Annotated in this window: 15 protein-coding genes; 7 read left to right on the forward strand and 8 right to left on the reverse strand. The window is 59.4% G+C overall.

The features are described from left to right. Window positions 1-64: 64 nt before the first annotated feature. The gene (locus tag IC50_RS05075; protein ID WP_081492360.1) at window positions 65-1,201 is read right to left on the reverse strand and encodes a glycosyltransferase family 4 protein; all 1,137 of its coding nucleotides are present in this window, start codon (window positions 1,199-1,201) and stop codon (window positions 65-67) included. Between the two features lie 19 nt (window positions 1,202-1,220). Beyond that, complete coding sequence (gene glgA / locus IC50_RS05080; protein WP_035701173.1) at window positions 1,221-2,630, reverse strand: glycogen synthase GlgA; 1,410 nt, start codon at window positions 2,628-2,630, stop codon at window positions 1,221-1,223. Between the two features lie 270 nt (window positions 2,631-2,900). Between glgA and treZ the strand changes: the two genes are divergently transcribed. From treZ to IC50_RS41115, 3 genes are all read left to right on the forward strand, one after another. Continuing rightward, on the forward strand, window positions 2,901-4,811 hold the full coding sequence (gene treZ, locus IC50_RS05085; RefSeq protein ID WP_244429542.1) for a malto-oligosyltrehalose trehalohydrolase: 1,911 nt from the start codon (window positions 2,901-2,903) through the stop codon (window positions 4,809-4,811). A gap of 376 nt (window positions 4,812-5,187) precedes the next feature. Continuing rightward, window positions 5,188-8,274: an EAL domain-containing protein gene (locus tag IC50_RS05090; protein WP_035701174.1), complete on the forward strand. Its 3,087-nt coding sequence runs from the start codon at window positions 5,188-5,190 to the stop codon at window positions 8,272-8,274. A gap of 815 nt (window positions 8,275-9,089) precedes the next feature. Then, on the forward strand, window positions 9,090-9,242 hold the full coding sequence (locus tag IC50_RS41115) for a hypothetical protein (protein WP_157460871.1): 153 nt from the start codon (window positions 9,090-9,092) through the stop codon (window positions 9,240-9,242). A gap of 114 nt (window positions 9,243-9,356) precedes the next feature. On the opposite strand, the gene IC50_RS05095 is transcribed toward IC50_RS41115, so the two are convergent. Together IC50_RS05095 and IC50_RS05100 are read right to left on the reverse strand one after the other, a co-directional pair. Further along, the gene (locus tag IC50_RS05095) at window positions 9,357-9,977 is read right to left on the reverse strand and encodes a general stress protein (protein WP_035701176.1); all 621 of its coding nucleotides are present in this window, start codon (window positions 9,975-9,977) and stop codon (window positions 9,357-9,359) included. Between the two features lie 36 nt (window positions 9,978-10,013). Then, a complete protein-coding gene (locus IC50_RS05100; RefSeq protein ID WP_035701177.1) occupies window positions 10,014-10,334 on the reverse strand; it encodes a PepSY domain-containing protein in 321 nt (106 codons plus the stop codon). Between the two features lie 457 nt (window positions 10,335-10,791). On the opposite strand from IC50_RS05100, the gene IC50_RS38855 reads away from it, so the two are divergent. Both IC50_RS38855 and IC50_RS41120 read left to right on the forward strand, forming a co-directional pair. Then, window positions 10,792-10,983, forward strand: coding sequence for a hypothetical protein (locus IC50_RS38855; RefSeq protein WP_244429543.1), 192 nt, complete (start codon window positions 10,792-10,794; stop codon window positions 10,981-10,983). 126 nt (window positions 10,984-11,109) lie between these two features. Further along, window positions 11,110-11,598, forward strand: a complete 489-nt coding sequence (locus IC50_RS41120) for a hypothetical protein (RefSeq protein ID WP_157460873.1) — start codon at window positions 11,110-11,112, stop codon at window positions 11,596-11,598. Here the strand turns inward: IC50_RS41120 and IC50_RS42765 are convergent. After that, window positions 11,595-11,804, reverse strand: coding sequence for a hypothetical protein (locus IC50_RS42765; protein ID WP_085973575.1), 210 nt, complete (start codon window positions 11,802-11,804; stop codon window positions 11,595-11,597). The genes IC50_RS41120 and IC50_RS42765 overlap by 4 nt on opposite strands. Window positions 11,805-13,872: 2,068 nt before the next feature. Next, window positions 13,873-15,039, reverse strand: coding sequence for a YiiX/YebB-like N1pC/P60 family cysteine hydrolase (locus IC50_RS05120; RefSeq protein ID WP_035701185.1), 1,167 nt, complete (start codon window positions 15,037-15,039; stop codon window positions 13,873-13,875). 281 nt (window positions 15,040-15,320) lie between these two features. Here IC50_RS05120 and IC50_RS05125 point away from each other — a divergent pair, with 281 nt between their 5' ends. Both IC50_RS05125 and IC50_RS05130 read left to right on the forward strand, forming a co-directional pair. Then, complete coding sequence (locus tag IC50_RS05125; protein WP_157460875.1) at window positions 15,321-16,919, forward strand: hypothetical protein; 1,599 nt, start codon at window positions 15,321-15,323, stop codon at window positions 16,917-16,919. Between the two features lie 43 nt (window positions 16,920-16,962). Continuing rightward, window positions 16,963-17,652, forward strand: coding sequence for a hypothetical protein (locus tag IC50_RS05130; protein WP_035701190.1), 690 nt, complete (start codon window positions 16,963-16,965; stop codon window positions 17,650-17,652). 50 nt (window positions 17,653-17,702) lie between these two features. Here IC50_RS05130 and IC50_RS38355 read toward each other — a convergent pair whose 3' ends face one another. Beyond that, window positions 17,703-19,142, reverse strand: a complete 1,440-nt coding sequence (locus tag IC50_RS38355) for a hypothetical protein (RefSeq protein ID WP_050990902.1) — start codon at window positions 19,140-19,142, stop codon at window positions 17,703-17,705. Between the two features lie 83 nt (window positions 19,143-19,225). Then, a complete protein-coding gene (locus IC50_RS05140; protein ID WP_157460877.1) occupies window positions 19,226-22,999 on the reverse strand; it encodes a hypothetical protein in 3,774 nt (1,257 codons plus the stop codon). Window positions 23,000-23,015: the final 16 nt, after the last annotated feature.

Raw genomic sequence — 23,015 nt, forward strand, 5'->3', positions numbered from 1 at the left:
GGCTACTCCTGTGTGTTGTCGTAACCGCTGCTAGCGCATTCCGTTCCGACACGGGCCAAGGATCTCAGCCAGCGGCGACGGCAGCTATTTCCAACTCGGCAGAAGGTATCGGCATCCGGATTGCGCTCTTGCTTTCCAGCGTCGCGAGAACGTCCAGCTGCGATGTTTGCCGAAGGGCCGGCAGCCGGCGATAGGCGGCCAAATAGTCGCTCGCCATCCGCCCCGCCGTGAAGCGTTGTTCGAACCGTTTGCGGATCGCCGCTCGATCCAATGTCCCGACTGCGTTGGCCGCCGCGATCGCCTCCTCGACAGAGTTCACGACGAATCCGCTGAGGCCGTGGTCGATGACCTCCGGCACTGAGCCGTGGGAAAGCGCAACCACTGGCGTGCCGCAAGCCATCGCCTCAATCATGACGAGACCGAAGGGCTCAGGCCAGCAGATTGGAAAGAGCAGCGCGCGCGCATTGCCGAGGAAGTCGGCTTTCTGAACTTCATTGATCTCGCCGATGAACTCGACGTTCGGATGCGCTTCAACCATCGGCGCGATCACTTGATTCCAATAGCACTGATCTGCGGCGTCGATCTTGGCGGCCATCTTCAGGCGAACGCCCGTCCTGGCAGCGATCTCGATGGCCTTGTCCGGTCCTTTTTCGGGAGAGATGCGTCCAAGGAACGCAAAATAGTCTCCGGATGGCGCTGGCCGATAGGGGAGGATGTTCTCGGGCAATCCATGAAGCACGGTGGCGAGCCAGTTGACCGGGGGCATCGGACGGCGTTGTGCGTCCGAAATCGAGACCAGCGGAGGCTCGGCGAAGGCGGAGTAGAACGGCTTCAGATCGGGCAGATCGAGACGCCCATGCAATGTCGTGACGGTCCGGTCCGCATAGCGCCGCATCAAGGGATAATGCAGATGATCGATGTGGAAGTGCAGGACGTCGAATTCGTTCGCTCGCCTGGCAACTTGATCCAGCATCATGACGTGGTACGGCGTCATATCCTTCACGGAAGGATCCAGCCGCAGGGCCATTTTCGAGCACGGCACCAGCTCCGCAGATGTGACGGAGTCTCCGCTTGCGAACAGGGTAACCTCATGGCCCTGACGGACCAGCTCTTCGGTCAAATACGAGACGATGCGCTCGGTGCCTCCGTAGAGCCGTGGCGGGCAGCTCTCCGCAAGCGGAGCGATTTGCGCGATTTTCATGATCTGTGCTCGATTTCTTCTAGATCGATGATCGGTAGAGATCCGCGTATGACTTGGCCGATTGCCTCCAGCTGAAAGCCTGCGCCATGGCGGCTCTGCGCATCTGGTCGAGGCGGTCCTTCATGCCGAAGGTCGAGAAGGCGCGGCAAAGACTGCCGAGAAAGCCCGGAGCCGATGCACGATCGAACAGGAAGCCGGTCTCGCCGTCGACGATAGTCTCGGCAAGGCCGCCGGTACGATGGCCGATTGGCAGAGAGCCGAAGCGCTGGGCATACATCTGGCTCAGCCCGCACGGCTCAAAGCGCGACGGCATTAGTGTGAAATCGCTGCCGGCGAAGATCTTGCGCGCCTCGGCATCTTCGAAGCCAATCTTGACGGCAATCGACTGCGGGGCTCGCGCCTGCGCTTGAAGAAGGGCTTCCTCGAAGCGGGGTTCGCCCTTGCCCGTGACGACGATCTGGCCGCCCGCGTCGACGATCGCTTGCGCGCTCTCGATGACGAGATCAACGCCCTTCTGATGGACCAGGCGCGCGACCAGGGCGAACAGCGGACCGCGGGACACGGCAAGACCGAACTGACCCCGGACATCGTCGGCGTTCTTCGCGCGTTCGGTCCAATCGCCGGCCCCGAACGGCTGGAGCAGCGATGAACAGGTCCGCGGATCCCAACTCTCGTCGATGCCGTTCAGAATGCCCGATAGCTGATGGCGATCGGCGCGTTGCCGCAACAAGCCCTCGAGACCGCACCCGAACTCCGCCGTTGTGATCTCGCGGGCATAGGTCTGGCTGACGGTGGTCAGGTGGGAAGCGTAGACGAGGCCAGCCTTGATGAATGACAGGCGATTGTAGAATTCCACGCCATCGATGTTGAAGCTGGCCTCCGGGATGCCCAGCGGCGCTAGCGAACTGCGGTCGAAGACGCCTTGATAGGCGAGATTGTGGATCGTGAAGACCGTCGGAATATGGGCGTAATGCCATTCCAGATAGCCTGGGATTAGCGCGCATTGCCAATCGTTGGCGTGCACCAGATCGGCCCGCCAATCCTTGTCGACCAGGCCTCTGGCGAGCTGCGCGGCGGCGTAAGAAAATGTCGCAAACCGGACGTTGTTGTCGCTCCAGTCGGCGCCGCGGCCGTCGGCATAGGGAGTTCCGTCCCGCTCGTACAACTCTCGGCAACGAACGACATAATAGCCCAAGCCATCTGCGGTATGCCCAAGGCCGATCTCGAACGCCGGAAGGGCGGCGAATGGCTGGCATCGGCCGATGGGCTTGAGGTCCTTGAGCCCGCGCAGAACCGCGGGATAGCCGGGAATGATGACGCGTACGTCAGCAAAACTCTGCAAGGCGCGCGGGAGAGCCGCCGATACGGCGGCAAGGCCGCCCACTTGAACGAAGTCCGATACTTCCGGGGTCGCGAACAGGATTCGCATTCGCTAGGGCCGCCGGCCGAAGTGGTCTACGCCAACCATCTTTGTCGATTCCAGAGGCGCTTCCCCAATGAAGCGCCATTCGGAAATTCCGCGCCGCAGCAATGGTTCCTTTACGGAGCAATCAATCGCGCTTTTTTGCGTCGGTTCAAAAGTGTACAGAAGCCCCCGGCGGACAATGCGGGGCGATGGGTGAGCTGTTAGACAATGCCGGCCGGCCCTGCCAGGAACGATTGCACGGACGCCAGCTTCTTCGTCCACACGCATGCTTGAGTGATCGTAAAGGCGCGTCAGACGCCGCAAGTCTCGCCGAAGCATGCTGGTCACGAACTAAAGGCGAACAGCTTGGGTCAAAGTCTAGGAGCAGTCGGGCAAATCCGGCGCCACGGTCCGCAGATCGGGGATCATGGGGTCGTCTTCAATCTTTGGGCGCCGACCGCACAATCAGTCGAATTGCTTGAGGCCAACCAAGCGCCGCAGCGGATGCTGCCTGATAGTGACGGTTGGTATCAATTGTTGAGCCCGACCGCTCACGCCGGTACACGTTATCAATTCAGGATCAATGAAGAGTTGGTTGTCCCCGATCCCGCCTCGTTCTTTCAGCCTGATGATGTCGGCGCGCCGAGCGAGGTCGTCGATACGGCGACGCTTCGAGACCCCATCCTCTACCCAGGGCGGCCCTGGGCGGAGGCGGTGATCTATGAGCTGCACGTCGGCGCCTTCAGCCAGGAAGGGACCTATGCCGGTGTTGAGAGCAGGTTACCCTACCTGCGCGATCTCGGCATCACGGCCATCGAGCTTATGCCACTCAACGATGTCCCTGGGCGGCACAATTGGGGCTATGACGGCGTGCTGCTGAACGCACCAAACGCGCGTTATGGACGGCCGCAGGACCTCAAGCGGCTTTTGCGGGCCGCTCACGCGCTGGACATCATGGTCTATCTGGACGTCGTCTATAACCATTTCGGACCGCAGTTGAATTATCTACACAGCTATGCGGAGAGCTTCTTCACGACGCGTCATACGACCGGGTGGGGTCCTGCGGTCAACCTGGAGGGACGCGAGGGCGCATTTGTTCGCGAGTTTCTGATCGAGAACGCGCTGATGTGGCTGCGCGACTACGGCTTCGACGGCCTTCGCTTCGATGCGGTCCACGCCCTCAAGGACGATTCAGATCGACACTTTCTAACCGAGCTCGCCGAGACGGTGCGTCACGAATTGCCAGGCCGCCGCGTGCATCTGATGCTGGAGAATGAAGCAAACCAGGCCCGTCTACTTGAGCGGCAGCAGGGGCGGGTGAGGTATTATGACGCGCAGTGGGGTGACGATTTTCACAACGCGTTGCATGTCCTCCTAACTGGGGAGGATGAGGGTTACTATCGTGCCTTTGCCGATAAGCCTCTGGAGCATCTCGCACGATCCTTGACTGAAGGGTTTGCCTATCAGGGCGAAGTCTTTCCGCTTCACAACGAACCCCGCGGCGAGCCGAGTGCTCACCTTCCACCCGAAGCCACCATCTTCTTCGCCCAGAACCATGATCAGGTCGGCAATCGTGCCTTTGGGGAGCGCTTGTCGAAACTGGTCAGTCCGGAAAAGCTCGATCAGGCCCTCGCCCTGGTTCTGCTCAGTCCGCACATTCCCATGTTGTTCATGGGTGAGGAGGCGGCGATCGACACCCCGTTCCTATTCTTCGCGGATTGGTCCGGCGAAGCCGCCGAGTTGACGCGCGAGGGACGACGAAAGGAATTTGCGCACTTCAAGGCATTCGCGACGCCTGAAATGCGAGCGAGCATTCCGGACCCTTGCGACGAGCAAACGTTCCGAGCATCGAAGCTGGATTGGAAGGCGATCGATAGCTCCCCGGCGAGCCTCAAGTTCCGGGCTCTGACCGCCCAATTGCTCCGGATCCGGCGCGAGAAGATTGTTCCGCTGATCAAGAACGGCTTTGTCTCGGCCGAGCGAAGTCTGCTTGGAAAGACCGCGCTCACGCAGGGAATTGATGTCCGCTGGAAAACAGTCGATGGCGGCAGCCTACAAATCGTAGCCAATTTCGGTCAAAATGATCTGCGATTGCCAAGCCTGATTGAGGGCGTGACGCTTTGGCGGCTCCATGCGGCCGATCACGAAGCACTCCCTCCGAGCGACCTTCTCGTAAGAGTGGGTTCTTCCACCCAGACGCAATAAAGCGTCAGGCCATTCGGCCTAACCCTTCAGGCCGAAGACTTCTTCTCGGAAGTGTTTCGTCAGATGCCTTCTAGGGCCTTAAACGGTCGGCTGACGTTGATAGCTTTCGCCAATCCAGAGCAGTGGTTCACTTCTCGGGACGCGAAGCCGTACCCCACAGCCGATCTGCTTCGGATAAACATTTGTTAGTCCTCGGAATGCGGGTGCTGCTCGCTCGGCAACCAAGACACGCGAGTTCCGATACCGGACGTGTTGTGATAGATGGACGTACGCAGTCACGGCAAAAGAGGGACTCTGTTAAGGCCTAGCACACCAATGGTCTTTACGGGTTCTTCGGCTCTCTGCCCTAGCTTGTCCAACGGGTGGGGCAATCTCAATGGGCATTTTGGCGCGATTTGGTGGTCTCTTCGCCGTGGGCGACCAGACCGATCCGCTCGGCGGTTCGGTGCTCGTTGCGCAGTTCCGGGTGTTGCGCGAGCAGGTGCCCGTTCTTTATTCTGTGCTTCTGGCCAACAGCATCAGTGTCGGGTTGGTTCTTCCGAACAGCGTCTCCTCTTGGCTGCGGTTTGCCCTGCCAACCGCGCTGCTGATGGTATGTGTTTTTCGTCTGGTCCAGTGGCTCCGGTTGAAGAAGGCGGATCTTACGGCTCCAGAGGCGTACCAGGAGCTGGCAAGGGTTCGTCTGGCGACCGTGGTGCTCAGCACCGGATTTGTGACTTGGATTTTGGCCCTGTTCCTCACGGTCGAACCCGGTCTGCGCGCGCCGGTTGCTCTCCTACTCTTCATGGGGTGCGTCGGTACTGCCTACTGCCTCGCCAGCTTCCCGCCGGCGTCTCGCTTGGTGATGTTGATTGCCGGCGCGCCGATTGCGACGCTTCTACTGTTCTCCGGCGAAGGCGTCCTGGTCTCGGTTGGGATCAATCTCTTGGCGTTGCTCGCTCTGCTTGCTCGCATGATCAACACCAATTTTCGCTTCTTCGTTACGCTGGTCGAGACCCACAGACAGCTGTCTGAGGAGGGTGATCGCGCACGTGCCGCAGAGCAGATCGCGACCACCCTCGCGGAACGCTTCGACAGTGCCCTCAACAACATGTCCCAGGGTCTCTGCTTCTTTGGCGAGGACCAGCGTCTGATCGTGTGCAACAGGCAGTATCTCGAGGTCTATGATCTGGATCCGAAGTTGGTCCGGCCAGGCATGAAGCTGACGGAGATCGTCGATCTGCGCTATTCCGCTGGCAGCGCGCCGAAAATGTCGAAGAGTGACTATCTCGTTTGGCGCAACAGCTCTCACGTGATCGCTGAAAACTCGGATACGACCGTGGAATTGAATAACGGCCGGATCGTGCGAATCCGGCATCGCCCGATTGAAGGAAAGGGCTGGGTCGCGACACACGAGGACATCACGGAGCGTCATCGAACCGAAAAGGCTCTTGCGGAAGCAAAGGCCACCGCGGAGCAGGCAGAAGCTGCTGCCCGTGCTGCTCACTCACATCTGACCGAAGCCCTCGACGTGGTCCCCGAAGGGCTTGCCGTTTTCGATAAGAACGATCGTCTGGTTCTCTGGAATCGCCAGTACGCCGAGGTCTACGCCGTAAGTCGCGACGCGCTTGTCGTTGGCATGCCGTTCGAAAGCCTCCTTCGCGCGGGCTTGACGGCCGGGCAGTATCCGGAGGCCGTCGGGCGGGAAGAGCAGTGGCTCGTCGACCGCCTCGCCCGTCATGCCTTGCCGCATTACTCGCACGAGCAGCATCTGGCCGGCGACCGCTGGATCCGTGTCGAGGAAAGGCGAACCAGCGATGGAGGTAGTATCGGTGTCCGTATCGATATCACCGATCTCAAGCGGCGCGAGGCGTCATTCCGCCTTCTGTTCGAGGAAAATCCTCTTCCGATGTGGGTGGCCGATGCGAAGACGGGGCAACTTCTTGCAGTAAACGGCGCGATGTGCCGGCATTACGGCTACTCCCGCCAGGATCTACTGGCCATGTTCGAGCATGAATTCGAATGCGCTGGGCAAGAACTTGGCCACAGCGATTGCGCGCTGCACAGGACCGCAAACGGCGAAACGATCCACGTCGTGATCGAATCGAGACCGCTCCTATACAATGGGCAACCCGCTAACGTCAGCGTAGCTTTCGACGTAACTGAACGTAATCGAGCGCAACAGCGGGTGAGCTATCTCGCGTGTCACGATGCGCTCACCGAGCTACCCAACAGGGCAGCCCTCGACGAGCAGCTCGGCGCCACCATCGACCGTGCGGAGATCACCGACGCAGCCTTCGCGGTGCTTTGCATTGACCTTGATCACTTCAAGGAGATCAACGACCGTTTCGGTCATGCCGTAGGCGATGCCGTTCTACGCGAAGCCGCAAGACGCCTGCAAGAGGCGGCCCACGGGGCATACGTCGCGCGCGTTGGCGGCGACGAATTCATCGCAATTGCCGATCAATTTCCGCTACCGGCGGCGGCCGAATTGCTCGCCACACGGATGCGGGCACAGTTCGAGCAGCCGATCGAAGTTGAAGATCACGCGCTGAAGATCGACCTTTGTGTCGGCATCGCCCTGTACCCGAGAGATGCGGCCAATGCCGTGGCGCTGTTGGCAAACGCAGATGCGGCGCTTTATCGTGCCAAGCACGAGGGCAGGGGCGCCGTTCGCCTGTTCACAAGCGCAATGGATCAACAGCTGCGCAACCGCCGCGCGCTGGAGCATGATCTGCGGGGCGCTGTGGAGCGGGGCGAGCTGTACCTGGAGTATCAGCCGCAACAGGACCGGAACGGCGCGCTGATGGGCTACGAGGCGCTGGTTCGATGGCGGCACCCTGTCCGCGGTGTCATTCCACCTGGAGAGTTCATTCCGATCGCTGAACAGAGCGGCGCGATCGCGCAAATTGACGACTGGGTCCTCGCGGAGGCTTGCCTGGAAGCGGCTTCCTGGGATCACCCCCTCCGGATTGCCGTCAACGTTTCGGCCGCTCAGTTCCGCCGCGAAAACCTCGACGGGCAGGTCCGCAAGGCACTGCGCCAGAGCGGCCTGTCGGCCGCGTGCCTGGAGCTCGAAATCACCGAAGGTGTCCTGATCGAAGATGTTCCTCGAGCCAAGCGAACGATGGAGGCGCTCAAGGCACTTGGTGTCCTGATCGCGCTCGACGATTTCGGGACCGGATATTCGTCGCTGTCCTATCTCGAAGCATTTCCGCTGGACCGGATCAAGGTCGACCGGTCCTTCGTGGCCTCGCTTGGTCAGAGCGAACGGTCATTGGCAATCGTGCGGGCCGTGATCGGCCTTGCCCACGGGCTCGGAGTTCCGGTTCTCGCGGAAGGAATCGAGACGGACGCCCAGATGGCGTTGCTCGTCCGGGAGGGATGCGACGAGATGCAGGGATATCTCATCGGATGCCCACAAAGACTTCCAGCTCCGCAGCAAAGCAATGCTTCTCGTCGCCAAGCAGCGGCGGCTGTGTGAAGGTCACGTGCTGTCGCCGAGTAATACGATCGGCCGTGACCCAGCGGTTAAACCCAGCTGCGTAATGACGGGGGGATATACCTTAGATTAAGGTGCCGAATGTCCGCGCTGACGCGCACGCCGAATTGCCTGGTAGCGGCCGCGAGCAGCAGCCCGCCGGGTGCGGTCAAGCGTCCTTCACGGTCAGGCCCTCACTGAGCTGCTATCATTGCGGAAATCCCGTCATGACGGGACAAGTTTGGCCTCCGCCCCCGTTCACCCAGCGGCACCTGCGGCCCCAACAGTCCGTGCTCACCAACAATGATGTCGTTGCCGAACTTGGGGACAGGGTCCCCTCAGCTAAACGCGAGGCCGATGCGTGCGACATGCGAACGCAAGTCATAGTCAACAGGCTTGATCGCTTTCTCGTCCGGGCACTGCGAGCAGCCGGCCCGCTTCCGGATCGATCGATCGATCGTGAGTTGGCCGGGTTGCGCACGCCCAAAACAGGATACGCTTGCCAGGGTCTGTGGATCCTTCTGGTAGATAGGGCCCGCCTTCCTTAACGTTCATCGTCGAGCCGTTTTCGTCCAATTGTGCGGTGCTTATCGCTTACGGTAGGCCGCCTTGCCTCGCTGCGCATCACGACCGAGTGGCTGACAGTCGAAGAAGACCGGAGCCGCTCCCGTGCCGAGACAGATTTCTGACGAAATGGCGAGCTCGGCCAGGAACGGGCAGAAAAAAAGGTTCTGCCTCGGGACGGGGCTTCTGCCGTCCCCTCCCGCCGATTTCTCTTGATCTATGTCAAGGGTCGTGCCGTCCCAACATGGAGACTGATGGACATGGAAAAGCCGGACTATGCACAACCGGATGAACGCAAGCCACCGCCCCAGCCATCAGTTCGGGAGGAGGCGCGCATGCGGATGATTGAGGAATATGCGGACGATTTGCGAGAAACGATCAAGTGGCTGAGGCGCAAGCTTAACTGAGAACGACGCGGACTGCATGTAAGCGGCGGAGGACTTTTGGTCCGGCCTCTCATTGATCCCTGGGAGCCAAAAAAGGGCGGCCTGCCAACCCAAGGCAGGCCGCCGCCGATTGATCTATCTCACGTCGGCGCCGTAGAGCTGGCGTTCTCTACGTACCTCGTCCGCGCCGAAAGGCTGAGCTGAGGGATCGTAGTTCGTCCATCCAGCCTTCTGCCAAGCCGCTCTCCGGTCGCGCAGATTGACGGCGGACTGATTTAAGATCGCTTCGTACCGCGCACGGTCGGCATCCGGAACGCGTGCCGAAACCAGCGTGCCGCCCCTTCTCACGCCTTCGGCGTAAAGCGGAGCTTCTTCGTCGGATATACCAGCCTGCGTCAACGCCCCCACCACGCCGCCCGTGGCACCGCCGGCGGCGGCACCCAGTGCGGTCGACGCGAGCCACCCAGCCGCGACGACCGGACCCAAGCCAGGGATCGCCAAAAGACCGAGGCCTGCGAGCAAGCCCGCGACGCCGCCGAGACCTGCGCCGACGCCAGCTCCCGTAGCGGCCCCCTCGGCACGATCGTCGACCCCATCGCGGTCACGATCCACTTTTCTGTCGGCGCCGTACCAGTTGTCGGAGTTGTTGGCGACGATGCTCAAATCCGAATGCGGGACGCCAGCCGCCTCGAGGCTTGTCACTGCGCGTTGCGCGTCAGAATAGTTATCGTAAAGACGTGAAATCGTGATGGTCATGAAGAATCCTTCCTATCTTCGCTGCTGCGCGCCCGGTTACTTGGCTGCGTTCACGTTGCCCTGAAAATCCAGGCTAACGTCTGTCGGGGCGCCGGCCTTGTTGGCTTTCCCGCGCCATACGCCGTTGTCGTCCTTCTTCAGAGACGTGACATCGCTGTAGCCTGCTTCCTCGATCTTCGATTTGGCTTGCCCCTCGGTGAAGCTGTTGGCGCCTGATACCGGCTTGTCGGAATTGTTCTGTCCGGAGCTGTTGACCGCATTGTTGTTCGGCCGATCGGTGGCCGGTGGATTTTGCGCAAATGTCGGCCCAGCCAAAAGCGAAGCAGCCGCCAGCAAAAGAAGATACTTTTTATTCATTATCGTCCTCCAGGAGTGGACCGGCACAACAGATCAAGATCTGAGAAGTTCTAAGTTTTCCCGGTTCACGCAGAACCGTGCCCGGTCTCGAAAGCGAGTGGGGGCTGCGCCATATGAACTTGTGCAGCCCGTATTCACTCCGGCACCATAGGTGCTTTGCAGTGACGTCAGCACGAGGGATCCGCAGGGAGCGCGCGATCCGCCGCTTGGATCTTCGAGACACATCGCCACCGATGGCCAGCCTGAAGGACAAGTGCGTCAGGTGGCCCCGCTCGCACGCTCTTGGAAGCTCAAGTTGCTAGCCGAAGTGAAGTCAGCCTGAGGGCCATGGCACGCTGCCGCGTCCCCGTCGCGTAGGCGCGTACTGCGCCGAGGAGCCTTCGCGAGTTCGAGCGGGATGGGACTGACGGAGCTCGTCGGCATCGCGTAGTTCTCGAGATCGCTCAGGACCGGAGGCATGTCGATGAAATGGATTATGGCGGCGGCCTGCGCAGCCGCGGTTTCATTTGCTCTCCCTCCCGGGGCGAACGCCAACGGCTGCATCAAGAGAACCATCGTCGGCGGCCTCGCCGGTCACATGGTGAGACGCGGCAAGTTGGGTGCGGCGGCCGGATGTGTCGTCGGCCGGCGAACAAGAGAGATCGAATGATGCGACGCACAGGATGAACCGAAACAGAAGTGAACGGCGCAACGCCTTTTCAGATTGTGCTCCTTCCATATCCAAGTGTGACTGCTGTCGACCGATGGCAGCGCATCCTCGAAGGGAAAGTGCGGTTTGTTGGAAGCCAACGTTTCGGTGGGCATCGGTCTGGCGCTTTGGCTGGCCGGCGAATCGCCGGCCGCGAGACAAACGCATTTTGGCCGAGCAGAGCTGGCTCGTCCCGAAACTTGCGTGGAGGCGCTTCAGCGATCTTGTCCAGACGGGACGGTAGCCCAGATGAGCTGTCGGCTCGCCAGCTCGCCCAAAAGGGCGATGTTTTGCGCAGTTTTATCGGTTAGCCTGCGCGAGATTATAGACCATCTGTCCTTCAGGCTACTCCAATGGCAGCCTCGCGTGGACCTGTTTTCGCTGACGTTGTTTTTCCGAGGAATTTGGCTGGCGCTCGGTCGTTACCCCGGGCAAAAACCTTCATGCACCCTCAAAGTGCTGTTCACAACCAGCTATTCGCGAAATGCCATTATCCGAGTCCGGCTCGACAAAACACAGTTGAATGTCAAGCCGTTCAGCTTCACGAGCTGGCGGCGGAGGGCGCCGGACCGTTAAGCTGACCTCTTTGTGGTCTCCGCGAGGGCGGCGCGCGCGACCTCGGTCAGGCCGCTGATGGTCCTGTTTCCAACGAGCGCGCTGTCAAGAAGCTTCTCCGCGATCGACCTTCTAAGTTCGTGGTCGCCCCCGTGAGGCAGCGAGCGGCAAACTTCCTCGAGCACCACATCAAGAGTAGCCATCGTGCGATCGTCAAGCCGGGTCATGGCTGACCTCGTTTTTCCTGGATGATTTTGCATGTGGACCGCAGTCCCTGGTCCATTCATCCAGGCGAGACGCAGTTTCGGCCTGCCGCACCTTCTTCAGATAGCCTTCCCTTTCTGGGCCAGGAGGCAACTTTGAAGCTTTCTCGCTCGCGCCTTTGGCAAACGATGCAAGACGCTCCCGCAATGACAACGAGTGCTTGAACCGACGCCTTTGCTGCATCGCGCTCTCCTTTCGGCCGCACGCCTAGTCTTGGGGGCCACTAAGACGGTTCTGAGTTCCGATACTCGGAACATTCCAACTCCCCTAAAGTTCCATGACCAGCGGGAGCTCTATAACGGCTGCTGGCGAAAGTGGGTGCCGATGGAAGTGGAGCGTCACGACTTGGCTGGAGAGGCGGGAATGTACGGTTCCGAGACGAGACGAGCGGAGGCGCGGTACAAGGCCCAACGGGCGTCTTTCCTGTCAGCGCCTCAGCTTGCCGCCAGATGTATCTCACCGGAGCGAACCACGAAGGCGAGACCGCCGGCTCTAAAGGCCCGTAAGCCGACCGCCGCCGTCGCCATCGTGTCTTTAACGTTCTTGAGTACAACTTTTGTCTTGCTACCCTAACGCCGCGTGCGGTGAGCGACCCTGCCAGCTCTGCCGTTGCCGCAAAGCGGTTGGATTAGGTTTCCTGGCGGCAGCAGAAGGTTTAGTCGATTCGTAACCGTGGAGGCAGCGTAGCCAGGCTTACTCTCGTGGGACGTATGAAGAGACAGGAGGCCACCATGGGCTTCACATTGCTCTGCCGCAATTTGTTTGCAGTCATCCTGATCTGTTTAAGATTAGCTGGCCCTCGTCTCAACCCTTGGCAGTGAAGCGTGATACTCATCTACGCTGTCAAGGTCGATTAGGGTCTTGCCGCCCATTTTGTACGCCCTGATTCTCTCGTGGGCGATCAGCTCATAAGCCTTTGTCTTTCCGAACTTGCCATAGCGGCAACCGTCCTTGAACTCGACGAGCCGACGCCGATTGTTGCTATCATTGTCAACCATGGTTCCTGCACGTCATTCGATGATCTCCGCCATTGATCGGATCATGCAACGCTGAGCGAGTCGGGATTCTACGGCACATCTTTAAAGCATCTGCGAGCAACCTAATTGTCCCGGATGCGCTCATCTACTTCGCCTACAGGGCCAAACAAAAGCACTAGGATGTCGCCGCTAAATCCAGCGCGCAGTAGCGTACAAATCGGTCGGATCGAAGCGCTGTTGATATCTGGCACTCGATCGAAGAGCGCGCATCACGATCCGTAAGTCTCGAGGCAATTTCGATAAATGAATGCAACGCCGATCTGCCCGCCGATGCCGAATGGTCGTGACGCGCGGGTCAAGAGAACCGCAACATGCTATCAAGCCGTGCGCCTCGGCGGGTGGTGCAAAGTTGGTGCGGTGACACCTGCGTATGCAAAGAGCTGTGCCTGACACCGTATGGTTTCCGTCGCAGGACTCTCCTCACTATGATTATCGAGCGCATCGACTTTACCCCTCTCAAGGCTGAAACAGGGGTTCGATTCCCCTAGGGAGCGCCAGAAATTTCAACGACTTAGATCCGTTGTGCAAAAGTCGTCGAATATCCGTTGAATAAGTGTCGGCGAACGTTGGCGAACTCCGCCATTAGCACTGCCGCAGCTAATTCTCGTTTCCATCGTCGGCTAGAGTTCAGTGCTTCCGATGCTGAGGGCACGATCCGCTCGCGCAACTGTCGCATACGCGGGGATACTTCCTTCGCGATTCGAAGCGCAGTGACACCACAACCATTCGTCTCCAAGCTACGCGATGCGCTCGCGGCTGGTTGAACGACGTGATTGAGTTGAAGGTGACCCGCGGCATTGACCTTTTTGGACGGTGTTCGGAGAGGGTCAAGGTTTCCGACGAGGCTATTCTAATCGCGGCTTCTCTGGCGGCGCTCTATCTCAATATAGTCGAAGGGGCGAATTCGAACAACTCTACTACTGGTCCTGGACGTTCTCGGATGGCCAGCCTGTTACTGACAGCGATACGCTTGAGGCAAAACGCTTCATTGGCGTCACTTATCCGCTTCGGTGGATGGTTGACGCCCGTACGCTTTTCGCAGGTCGTCCTTATACTGCTCGATCTTGGCGCGGGGTAAGAAGCCCGGATGCGTCGAGTTCCTCAGAATCGCGGCGTATTTGAATTCTAAAGCGACGGCGTGACCTATCCACATCGCCATGGCTCTGATGCTTTTGGAGCCATGTTCATCCGCCTTCTGCAGCATGCGTTCATGCTCATGAAACCAGTGATTGATCTCCCAATTTCGGGCGGTGAAAAGATGCGTAATGAATTGCTTGTGATAGTTAAACCCTGACTTCCGATCCATCAGGATATCGCCTCCGTTTGTGAAGACGGTCGGGAGCCATTTGTCGGAGTCAGATAGGTACGTTGCGACACTGATACCAGGACACGGGGTCCGAGGACGCAACCTGACGAGGTCGACAATTGCCTTCGCTGCAGCATCATCGCATGGCTTGCCGACCGTTTCGACATCGACGGTTCCGTCGAAGAACTGACGCAGAAGGTCGTAGACATTGAAAGGCTGTGCGAACACCTTGGGGAAGTGTTTCAAGCAGACGTCAATCAGAAACTTCTCTCCGAATGCGCCCACTTCAACGAACTTCTCGCACGCACCGCCCATAAGCTCCGTGGTGGCATTGTGAACCTCTTTGTCGACGCGCTGTATTGCTTCTGGAACATCGACCAGTCGCTCGGAGTCATCAAGGTCGTTCGGCTTGCATCGCGCAGCTTTCCGGTCGACAATATGAACACCGATGCTCTCGTAGGCGGCGGCCGCGAGCTGAGAGCAGAAATACCCGCGGTCGGATTCCTGACGCAGTCTTTGCCATACGGTGGCGATGGCTCCACGCATCGAATATGGCCGGTAAAGTAACTCCCAGACAAAATCGACAAGCTGCGATTGCTGATCAGGGGTCAAGCCTTGAGCTCGCCGCACATGGACCTTCGTGTTCGCTTCATAACTGACGGCGGGCAGGAATATTGGGACCACACCCGGATCGTTCGCTTCCACGGCAATGCCGTGTCCAACGTGCAAGGCCGCGTGGCTGAAATCACCGGCAGTGGCCGCGCGGATCATCCAGCCCACTTTGCTCTTGCCGGTAGAAAGCACGATATCACCCGGCAGAAGCTTGCTCGCGTCGATAACGAGGATTTCGCTCATTGGCGGTGCCCCTGGCCGATAACAGCCTAGTGCCATTTGCTCATCTAAGGCAAAGCCTTGAACTGCAGGCTACATAGTACGCCAAGGTACTGAACGGTTGTCAGGTGCATGTGCTCGAAAAGACTTTGGTCGGCTTCGACCTAACGAGACGTTTCTTCCTGGAACCCCGTGTCATTCGCTAGCCGGTTCAATCTCCACTATAGTTTGGAAATCAAGATTCGCCTGCTCTCAATGGGATTGGTAACTCTTTCCGGCAGCACAAAATGCAATTCTCCTGTTTCATGTCTGCCAGCACGTTCCTTCGCGAACTAGGTGCGTTGCGCGCCTTTCGCGGCGAGTACATGGGCGACCGGCTGCTGGAATCGCTCGAAGCGTCCCGGCTTCTTTTACCGCGCCTTCGGATACGGTTTCCCGATCCAATCGCCCGGCGCTTTTGGCTGCTGTCGCACCCCGAAGTGCCGCGCAACCTGAAACTCCCAACCGAGCCCGATGGCCCGCGCTGGGACGCCGCGCTCGCATTCGGTGAGGCACTTCATCGCTCGCAAAACTGGATTGTCTACGGTCTTGCGCCCAATCCCCTCGACGATCCGGAGGAACGCTTCCGGCCGTTCGTCGAACGACCGTCGCCGGAATCATTTGTGCCGCACTGCGATCGGCGCGTCGACGTAAGCAACGATGTCGAAGACACGCTGTTCGCCGACAATTGTGATGATCGCTACTGCACATGGCAGCTTCTGCTGGCCGCTGAACAGGCCGAAGCCGGTGTTACGATGCGGGTCGATCTGGAAGACGAGCAGCGCTTCAAGGCGGTGCGCGAAGCCATGGAAGCGGGCCGTCTGCCGGAAGGGACCAGCTTCACCTACAACTTCCTGCCGGTCCAGGCCACGCGTGAGTTCAAGAAGCACGAGAAGGCGCTCGATGCCATCGTCTGGTTCGCGGAAGAGCGATTTAGGGCCCTGAGCAACATCGTCAAGGGCCAAGGCGGACGCTTTCGATTGACCTCAGAGCAAGGCCGGCAATACGACCAGGATACCCAAAGCCTTGCCGGTGCTGCTTACAGCCGCTTCGGCGTGAGCACGGATAGTCTGATTGATCTTATCCAGTGCTTTGCTAAGCGCTGGTCGGATTGGAATCACGATGGCCGCCCGTTGATCGCGGACGCCTACAAGGATTTCGTAGGGGTAGCCGGGATACTGGCGCGCCTGTCCGGTGTTTCCACCTTCGCGGAGTTGCGTGACCGTGTCGGCGTGGTTGGCGGCTGGCACAAGCCGGCTCTAGATCTGATGTGGCCGGATTGGGCCAATGAGGAAAAGGAACGTGTCAGCCTGACGCTGCAAGCCAACCTTCTCGTGAAAGCGAGCAGCGTCACGCTAGCAGACATCAAGGCCTTCGTTGAGTTCCTTGCTAGCGAAGGATTGGAAGCCTTTTTCTGGAAGCTAAAATCGTTCGAGAACCATGCTCTTCGTGGAAATGAATTCGCGATCGAAGGCATGAAGAGCGATATCCAGGGCTTGGCCGTGGTGGTCGAGCACATGGCCACGGCGCTTGGCTCCAACAAGGATCAGCTCTACGAGCAATTCAAGCAGCTTTGGCGGGAGCCCAATGTCTTGGCCATTCTCAAACGCGGCGATGTCTCGCCACTTGCGCGCCAGAGCCGGCTCGCCGACGACTGGCCAGCGCTCAAGGCCAAGATCGACGCTCTTCGCACCGAGCCCGGGGGAGAAATCGCCGCCGATTTGGTCATGGCGCATCGGATCCGCGGCGGCGTTCATACGCATCTACCAGAGGACGATCATTTCGAACTGGAAGCGCTGTTTACCGGGCTGATGCGCGCGGCGCTGCTGACCTTTGTCGAGGTCCGGTCCAGGAAGCCGACCTAGGGAGCCTATTCCGCCCTCGCCGGCGAGCTCCTATATTGAGGCCATGAGCGAACAGGAAGATGATGGCGCAAAGCAAGCGGAGGTTGCAAAGCCGAAGCGCCGCACCGGCACGATGTCCTATGAGACCACCCGCTTCAAGAGCATGGCGGTCGCGCTGCGCGAGCTCGAGCAAATCATCAAATCGCCGGTACTCCTCGAGACCGGAAAGCCTCTGAAACGGTTTGGTGATGCCCGTCCGCGCGAACTGGTAGCCAATTGGATGATCTGCGCGGCGGCCAACGCGGAAGAGGAAGAAGTTGGCGAACGCATGGCGTTTCACAGCGATCCTGTCGGCGGCGACGGAATTATCGTTGATACGAAGACCGGCGAGACTTGGCCGACTGAGCACGTCTTGGTGCCCATGCCGCGTACGACCTCAGTGTCAAACGTCGAGGCTTCGATCGCCAAGGCCGTTAGCGACAAACAGAAGAAGGGTGGTGCGGCTTATGCAACGGGAAAGACTCTAGTCGTGTTTCTGAACTCGGGCGGCGGCGAATGGAAGCCGACCCGCGTCGCCCGGAACCTGCCTGCGCATGATTTCGGGGCCGTGTGGGTGGTTGCCCTCTGCAGCGCCAAGGACGGCGAATACGTCTACGGTGTCGCCAATTTGCACCTTGAGATCGGCCATGCCCCGGCTTGGACCGTGCATATCGCAAAGGATTTTGCATCCTGGTCGGTCGAGCGAAAACAGTAGCGGCCAGTCCATCACCTGAACCACCCGGTATATTTCGCTACGTCAGCCGCTCAACCGCCCAAACTGTCCAAGGGCGCCCCTAACATGCTCCTCAGCGTGACGTCGGAGGGCACCGTGCTTACCGTCGGCAAGGCTTTCCACCCGGCATCGGTATTGATAAAGACAAGCGCGTTTCCAGGCGCGGGGCCACCATAGATGCGCACGATCATCTTGGTGGGATCGGCGCTAAAAAAATGTTTGCTGCCGGAATCATCGACGAGAAACCATTCGTTGGCGCGCTGCGGACGGTGGAAGGTCAATGGGATGATCGCTTCCTGCCCGGCGGAGAGCAGGAAGCGGCCTCGTTCGTCTCCGCGGATTTGATTAGCGGTGCGCAGCGTCAGGGGTAGGGCGATATTGGGCGGCACAGTCCCGCTAAACTCGGTCATTTCGACAAGGCAGCGCTCAAAATCGGTCTTACCGATGTTCTTGACCGCAAGCGTACAGACTGGGACGTAATCGCCAATCCCGGCGCCTCCCGGCGCGATTCGCACGGCGATGTCGGAGGCCGCAGGCGGCTTGCCGCCCTGAGCCAGCCACGCTCGCGCCTGGGCTTCATCGACGTGAAGGTCGCGGAAGATGCTGCCCTTGAGTTCGCGTGGAGAAACGCCGAGCCTGCTTGTGAAAATATCGTAGTTGTCGGCGGTCGCGAGTTGGACCATGTCGAACCCGTACTCGTCGAAATGCGCTCGCGGGATAGCGATCTGCGGTTGGTCGTCCGCCTCCTCACCGAAATCATAGACATAGCGGCGTCCCGTGAACGGGATCGCGCCATCAACGGCCGCCTGACGTAGGCGCTTACAGAAACTCATCCAATCGTTGTCGCCCAATGTCGCGGCGTGAACATCGCCATTCCATCCCGCCTCAACGGCCCACGCACGAAGATCGGTAAAGGGGAGGAAGCGTGGCGCTATGGGAATTTCGGTAAGGTCTCGCAAGCAAGTGTGAATGCGAAAGGCCAGGTCTCTGACGAGCTTGCGCTTCACCTCGGCCTTGACCTCCGGCGTCGCGTCCTTGGGAAGATGGTAGAAGAGCGGCCAGCGCACATGACGCAAATCGAAAGGCAACTCGATCTCGGGTGGCTTGCCGTAGGCCGTGTTCATCACGCTGATGATCCGGCGATGAGTCTTGTCCTTCAAAGCCCAGCCATATTCGATCAGCACGTTTGGATTTGGCGTGCGCTTTCCGTCCGCCGATTGAGAGGTGTAAGTCACATCTGGGACAAACAACCGCGCGGCATCGATCTTCTTGAAGATGGTTTCTACGATGGGCGGCTGACCCGGCTCATCCTGCGTGTCACTGTCCACGCTGAGCTCGTCGCGAGAGGCATCCTCCACGCCCCCGTTCTTTCCCAATTCGCGGCAAGCGGCTACTAGAGCCGAATGCAGAAAATTCCGCCCGATCGCTGGTGGGGTGTCGAGCTGCCATGAAAAGAAAATGGTTGCCGGCATGAACGATCCAAATGTCTCAATACGCGACGGAACGCGAGTCAGAAGCAGAGCTCATGCTCTTATCGCCGAGCATCCTCACGCGATCAAAACCTAAAATCATTGATTGCATCAAGCATCACCGTTTGCCCATCCGAAAGCTGGCCTGCCGCGAAGAAATTCATTGGCTGAGGAGCGTCCACCACAAGAAGGCCCCGTACATCTGGCGGAGCGTCCAATTTGAGCCTTGAGCACAACGCCTTGGCGTGGTTCCGCATAAATTCGACGCGCCGGATGTGGCGGAGCATCTTGTCGGGGCTCTCGCGGCCATTCTTGTGGCGATTCATGCGGCCGCGATATTCGACAAGGCGCGAAGCGATCTCGACTTCCGTGCGGCAAAGCCTCAGGTTCTTGGCTTCAATAACCCACACGCGCCGTCGGTCATGACTGACCGTGAGCACGTCGATGTTTCCTAACGCGGGATCAACCTTCATGTTCAGCGCCCAAGACAGAGCCCGGCGTGTCCACACCTCCAGACCGAGCTTGCGAAGACGTTCTCCCACGTCGTCTTCAAATCGCTCTCCCATGGCATGGCCTTGCGACCCGGCAAAAGCGCGGGCAGCGTCGGATATCCAATAGGTATTGTTGAGCGTGCCTTCGCGCAAACCTGAGAAGGAATACATGGTTGCGTCGCTGACAAATATCGGCGCAACAAGGACCAAGGGATCGGGGCTATCATCAAAGGTCACAAGGGGACGATTGATGATCGAGTAAGGCCGGTCGAAACGGCTGAGATTGAAGTCTGCTTCGGATAGTCCAACGGGAATATCCAGCCATCGCGGGCGTCTTGGCAGCGTTAGGCGTTCAAGAAATGTACCGACGTCGTCTGACGGAAAGCTTTTATCCGAGTTCAGGGCATGCGCAAGCTCGCCGCGGCGAATCGTAAAGACGCTTTCGCGGCGGTCCTGGGCCATTCGTACAAGCGCGTACTGCAGATTGATAAAGCTATCGACCGAGGTCTGGTATTCAGTTTCGATCGCCGCGCATAACGCAGGCGTCCAGGCGTTCTCCCGTTCTTGGGGGACCGGCGCTTCACGCGCTCTGCGACGCGAATAGGTCTCTGCGGCGTCGTCGAGGACGCGCCGGTTCATCAACTCGACAGTGGGTTTAAGCACGGTCATCTGGACGGTATGGTCGCTCAGGAGATCGCCGGCTGGACTGATCCGGAGCGTCGGTTCGTGCAGCCCCGCTCCAATCAAGGCAAAAAGCTGGCCGCTTCCAACAATCAGCAAAGCCAGTGCGAACAGGTCATCCAGATCATCACGGTATGGCGAAAGACCGCCTGCGCTGGCCGCCTCGCACGCCGCCACCTCACAAACGGTTTTCGCGGCGCGGGCAACGGAATTGACGGCATTTTGCCGCTTGAAGGCCGCGACGTCGGCGGCCTCCCCGCGAATGGCGCGCATGGCGCGGATGGTCGATCGCCATTGATCCTGCTCGGCGCGAGCGGCCTGGTATTGGCGGCCACAGGCGATCAGAAGCTCTTGGCGGTTCATAACGCGTATGCGAGCGGTCAACTCGGCGAGCAGCGTCGCTCGATAATTGGCAAGGAAATCCTTGCAGTTGTTTTCACCCGTAATCTCAAGGCCACCTGCGCGATCCCAAAAGCGCCAGACCGATCGGCATTTAGCGAGAGCGTGGGCCGAAAGCGACGGCTCGCGCATCGCGCCAATCAGTCCCGATCCGGCCAGGTAATCGAGAGGGGTGAGAGACTCGCGAATATGGAGCCAGCGCCAATCGAACGATCCAATGGCCGTACGCACTTCATCGGCGAGAACAGCCCGTGTTACCGCCCCTGAAGCAGCCAACCCCTCCAGAACCGCAGCGATCAACTCTACTTCAGCATCGTTCTCAGCTGCGCCCAGTTGTTGAAGCCAAGCCTCGGTGACTTCGATTTGAATTGGGTTGCTGGGAGCCCCGGCCCGAACAGTCAAGGCGGCCCGCGCCTGCTGAGATCCGAGCGTGGCCGGGTTGATGGGCTCGGCCACTGAGCGAGGCGGTATGAGAACTTCGACCATGCGCGGGCCACCTGGAAAAGCGTGCGGCAGTTTGGAAAGAACGGTTGGGCCTACCGCCGTAATCCACTGAAAGAGCGCGTGCCACACGCGGTAGCGCCAGTCCCGATCGGCGGCCCCACTTTCAGAGCACTCGATCCACCAGACATGATTGCCGAAGACGCTGGCACCGAGCAGCCGGTTTTGCCTTGCATCATCGAGGCTCGCGTAGATTGGCTTGAGATCCAAGGGATTATCCCAATCGAGGCGCTGGGCAATTTTGAAGCCCGCCGGGATCATCGGCAAAGCTCGGACATCAAGGTGTCGCGCGGCCTCGCGCCTCGGGGCCAGCAGTTCGTCGGTCGGGAGCGATAGAAAGCAAGGTGGTTCGACTTCTTCCGCGTGCTCGGGAACAAGGTTGCCGTCCGTGGTCCGCCAGAAGCCGAACAGGTTGGCGATACCGTTGACATACTGAAACTCGAAGCCGTCCTGCTCAAGACGTGAGATCTGCTGAAGCATTCGCATGATGCTCCTGAGCCGGCCATGCTCACAGGCGCCGATTACGGCAGCATCCATGAAGCTGAGCGGAAGATAGAGCCAGTTCTCTGGCGCGTTTGCGTCGTTGATCGGTGGGGCAACGCTATGCGGTGTGCCCCAACCACCGAGGAGAAGGACTGTCATTCCCATCCGGAAATCCGGCTGCTCGCGCAAAAACCGCCAGAAGCGCTCGACATCCTCGGCAACGAATTGGTTTGCTTCGAGGCCGAGTGGCCGCGCCGATCCGAAACCGCGCCTTGGGAAATCGTCGAACGTTGCCGGAAGCTGGATGACATGCAGAAATCGGCCAGGCGCATAAGCGCACACGCTGGCGCGCATCATGTGTTGGTTGGGTGGCGACAGCCTCAACGATGGGACAGGCCAAAAACCCGAGCGCTCGGCATAAGCCTCCTGCTCAATGAGAAGCGCCTCCTGAAGCGTTTCGCCCAAGCCCCCGGCATTGGCCGCATTGACCAGAACGGCTCGCAGCGCAACCGAGAGATTCGAGGGAACAAGAACGATGACGCCCGACGAAGTTGCTTGCAGCGGATGATATTCGAGCGGCGTTTCACCGATGGGGCGATCGCTGACGTACCGCTCTTGGCCAGCCTGGAAGAAGAACGGAGTTAGGGCTCGCTTGTCGATTTGGAGCCGTTCGAGATCCGCATCCGAAAACTGAACACGGCGCGAGAGGCGCTTGAGCTCTTCCGCCCCTGGGACGGTGAGCTGGCCCGCCGGTCGTCCCGACGAAAGGGTATCCCGGTCCACGCCTGCGCGCGCGGCAAGCGCCTCGCCGAGTTGCAGTAAGGCATAGACCGAGCGCAGTGTTTGATCCTTCAAGCCCCCCGGGGGAAGTGCTTCGAAGGCATCAAGAAGCGTTTGCGTATAGGCGCCGGCCCCCTCCCAAACGCCCATGAAGATTCTGAAATCACCACGGTTCGTCGCGATACGATCGCAAAAGAGATCCTCGATCGGATCTTCGAGACGTAGCACGCCCGCGCGGCCGAGCCCTTCATTCAGCGCCGCACTTAAATCGCGGGGCTGCGGCTTCCGTCTGCCGGTGGATTTGGAAAGAACCAGCCGTTGCAGCCATTCGAGGCGGATGGTGTTCGCGTGGAAACGCGGCTCCGTGAGCAAGCCCGCCAACTCTGCGGTTGCGTTGCTCCTTTTCCAATCCACGATTTGTCCAAGAGCAGCGTCGCGCGGATCGAAGACCTCGTCCGGAAATTGCGGCGGTACGAGACTTTCGAGGAACTGCTGGATCTCTTCGGGGCTGGGAGCCGATTCCATCGAGCTGCCGTCCATC

This window comes from Bradyrhizobium genomosp. I (2014) (assembly GCF_000261685.1).
In the GTDB taxonomy this organism is placed as follows: Bacteria; Pseudomonadota; Alphaproteobacteria; order Rhizobiales; family Xanthobacteraceae; genus Bradyrhizobium.

What these genes read in the sequence shown, in the direction of transcription:
- IC50_RS05075 (WP_081492360.1), bottom strand. Translation starts at nt 1,201, where the DNA reads ATGAAAATCGCGCAAATCGCTCCGCTTGCGGAGAGCTGCCCGCCACGG.
- IC50_RS05120 (WP_035701185.1), bottom strand. Translation starts at nt 15,039, where the DNA reads ATGAGCGAAATCCTCGTTATCGACGCGAGCAAGCTTCTGCCGGGTGAT.
- IC50_RS05090 (WP_035701174.1), top strand. Translation starts at nt 5,188, where the DNA reads ATGGGCATTTTGGCGCGATTTGGTGGTCTCTTCGCCGTGGGCGACCAG.
- IC50_RS41115 (WP_157460871.1), top strand. Translation starts at nt 9,090, where the DNA reads ATGGACATGGAAAAGCCGGACTATGCACAACCGGATGAACGCAAGCCA.
- IC50_RS05095 (WP_035701176.1), bottom strand. Translation starts at nt 9,977, where the DNA reads ATGACCATCACGATTTCACGTCTTTACGATAACTATTCTGACGCGCAA.
- IC50_RS05140 (WP_157460877.1), bottom strand. Translation starts at nt 22,999, where the DNA reads ATGGAATCGGCTCCCAGCCCCGAAGAGATCCAGCAGTTCCTCGAAAGT.
- glgA (WP_035701173.1), bottom strand. Translation starts at nt 2,630, where the DNA reads ATGCGAATCCTGTTCGCGACCCCGGAAGTATCGGACTTCGTTCAAGTG.
- IC50_RS05130 (WP_035701190.1), top strand. Translation starts at nt 16,963, where the DNA reads ATGAGCGAACAGGAAGATGATGGCGCAAAGCAAGCGGAGGTTGCAAAG.
- IC50_RS05125 (WP_157460875.1), top strand. Translation starts at nt 15,321, where the DNA reads ATGTCTGCCAGCACGTTCCTTCGCGAACTAGGTGCGTTGCGCGCCTTT.
- IC50_RS38355 (WP_050990902.1), bottom strand. Translation starts at nt 19,142, where the DNA reads ATGCCGGCAACCATTTTCTTTTCATGGCAGCTCGACACCCCACCAGCG.
- IC50_RS05100 (WP_035701177.1), bottom strand. Translation starts at nt 10,334, where the DNA reads ATGAATAAAAAGTATCTTCTTTTGCTGGCGGCTGCTTCGCTTTTGGCT.
- IC50_RS38855 (WP_244429543.1), top strand. Translation starts at nt 10,792, where the DNA reads ATGTCGATGAAATGGATTATGGCGGCGGCCTGCGCAGCCGCGGTTTCA.
- IC50_RS42765 (WP_085973575.1), bottom strand. Translation starts at nt 11,804, where the DNA reads ATGACCCGGCTTGACGATCGCACGATGGCTACTCTTGATGTGGTGCTC.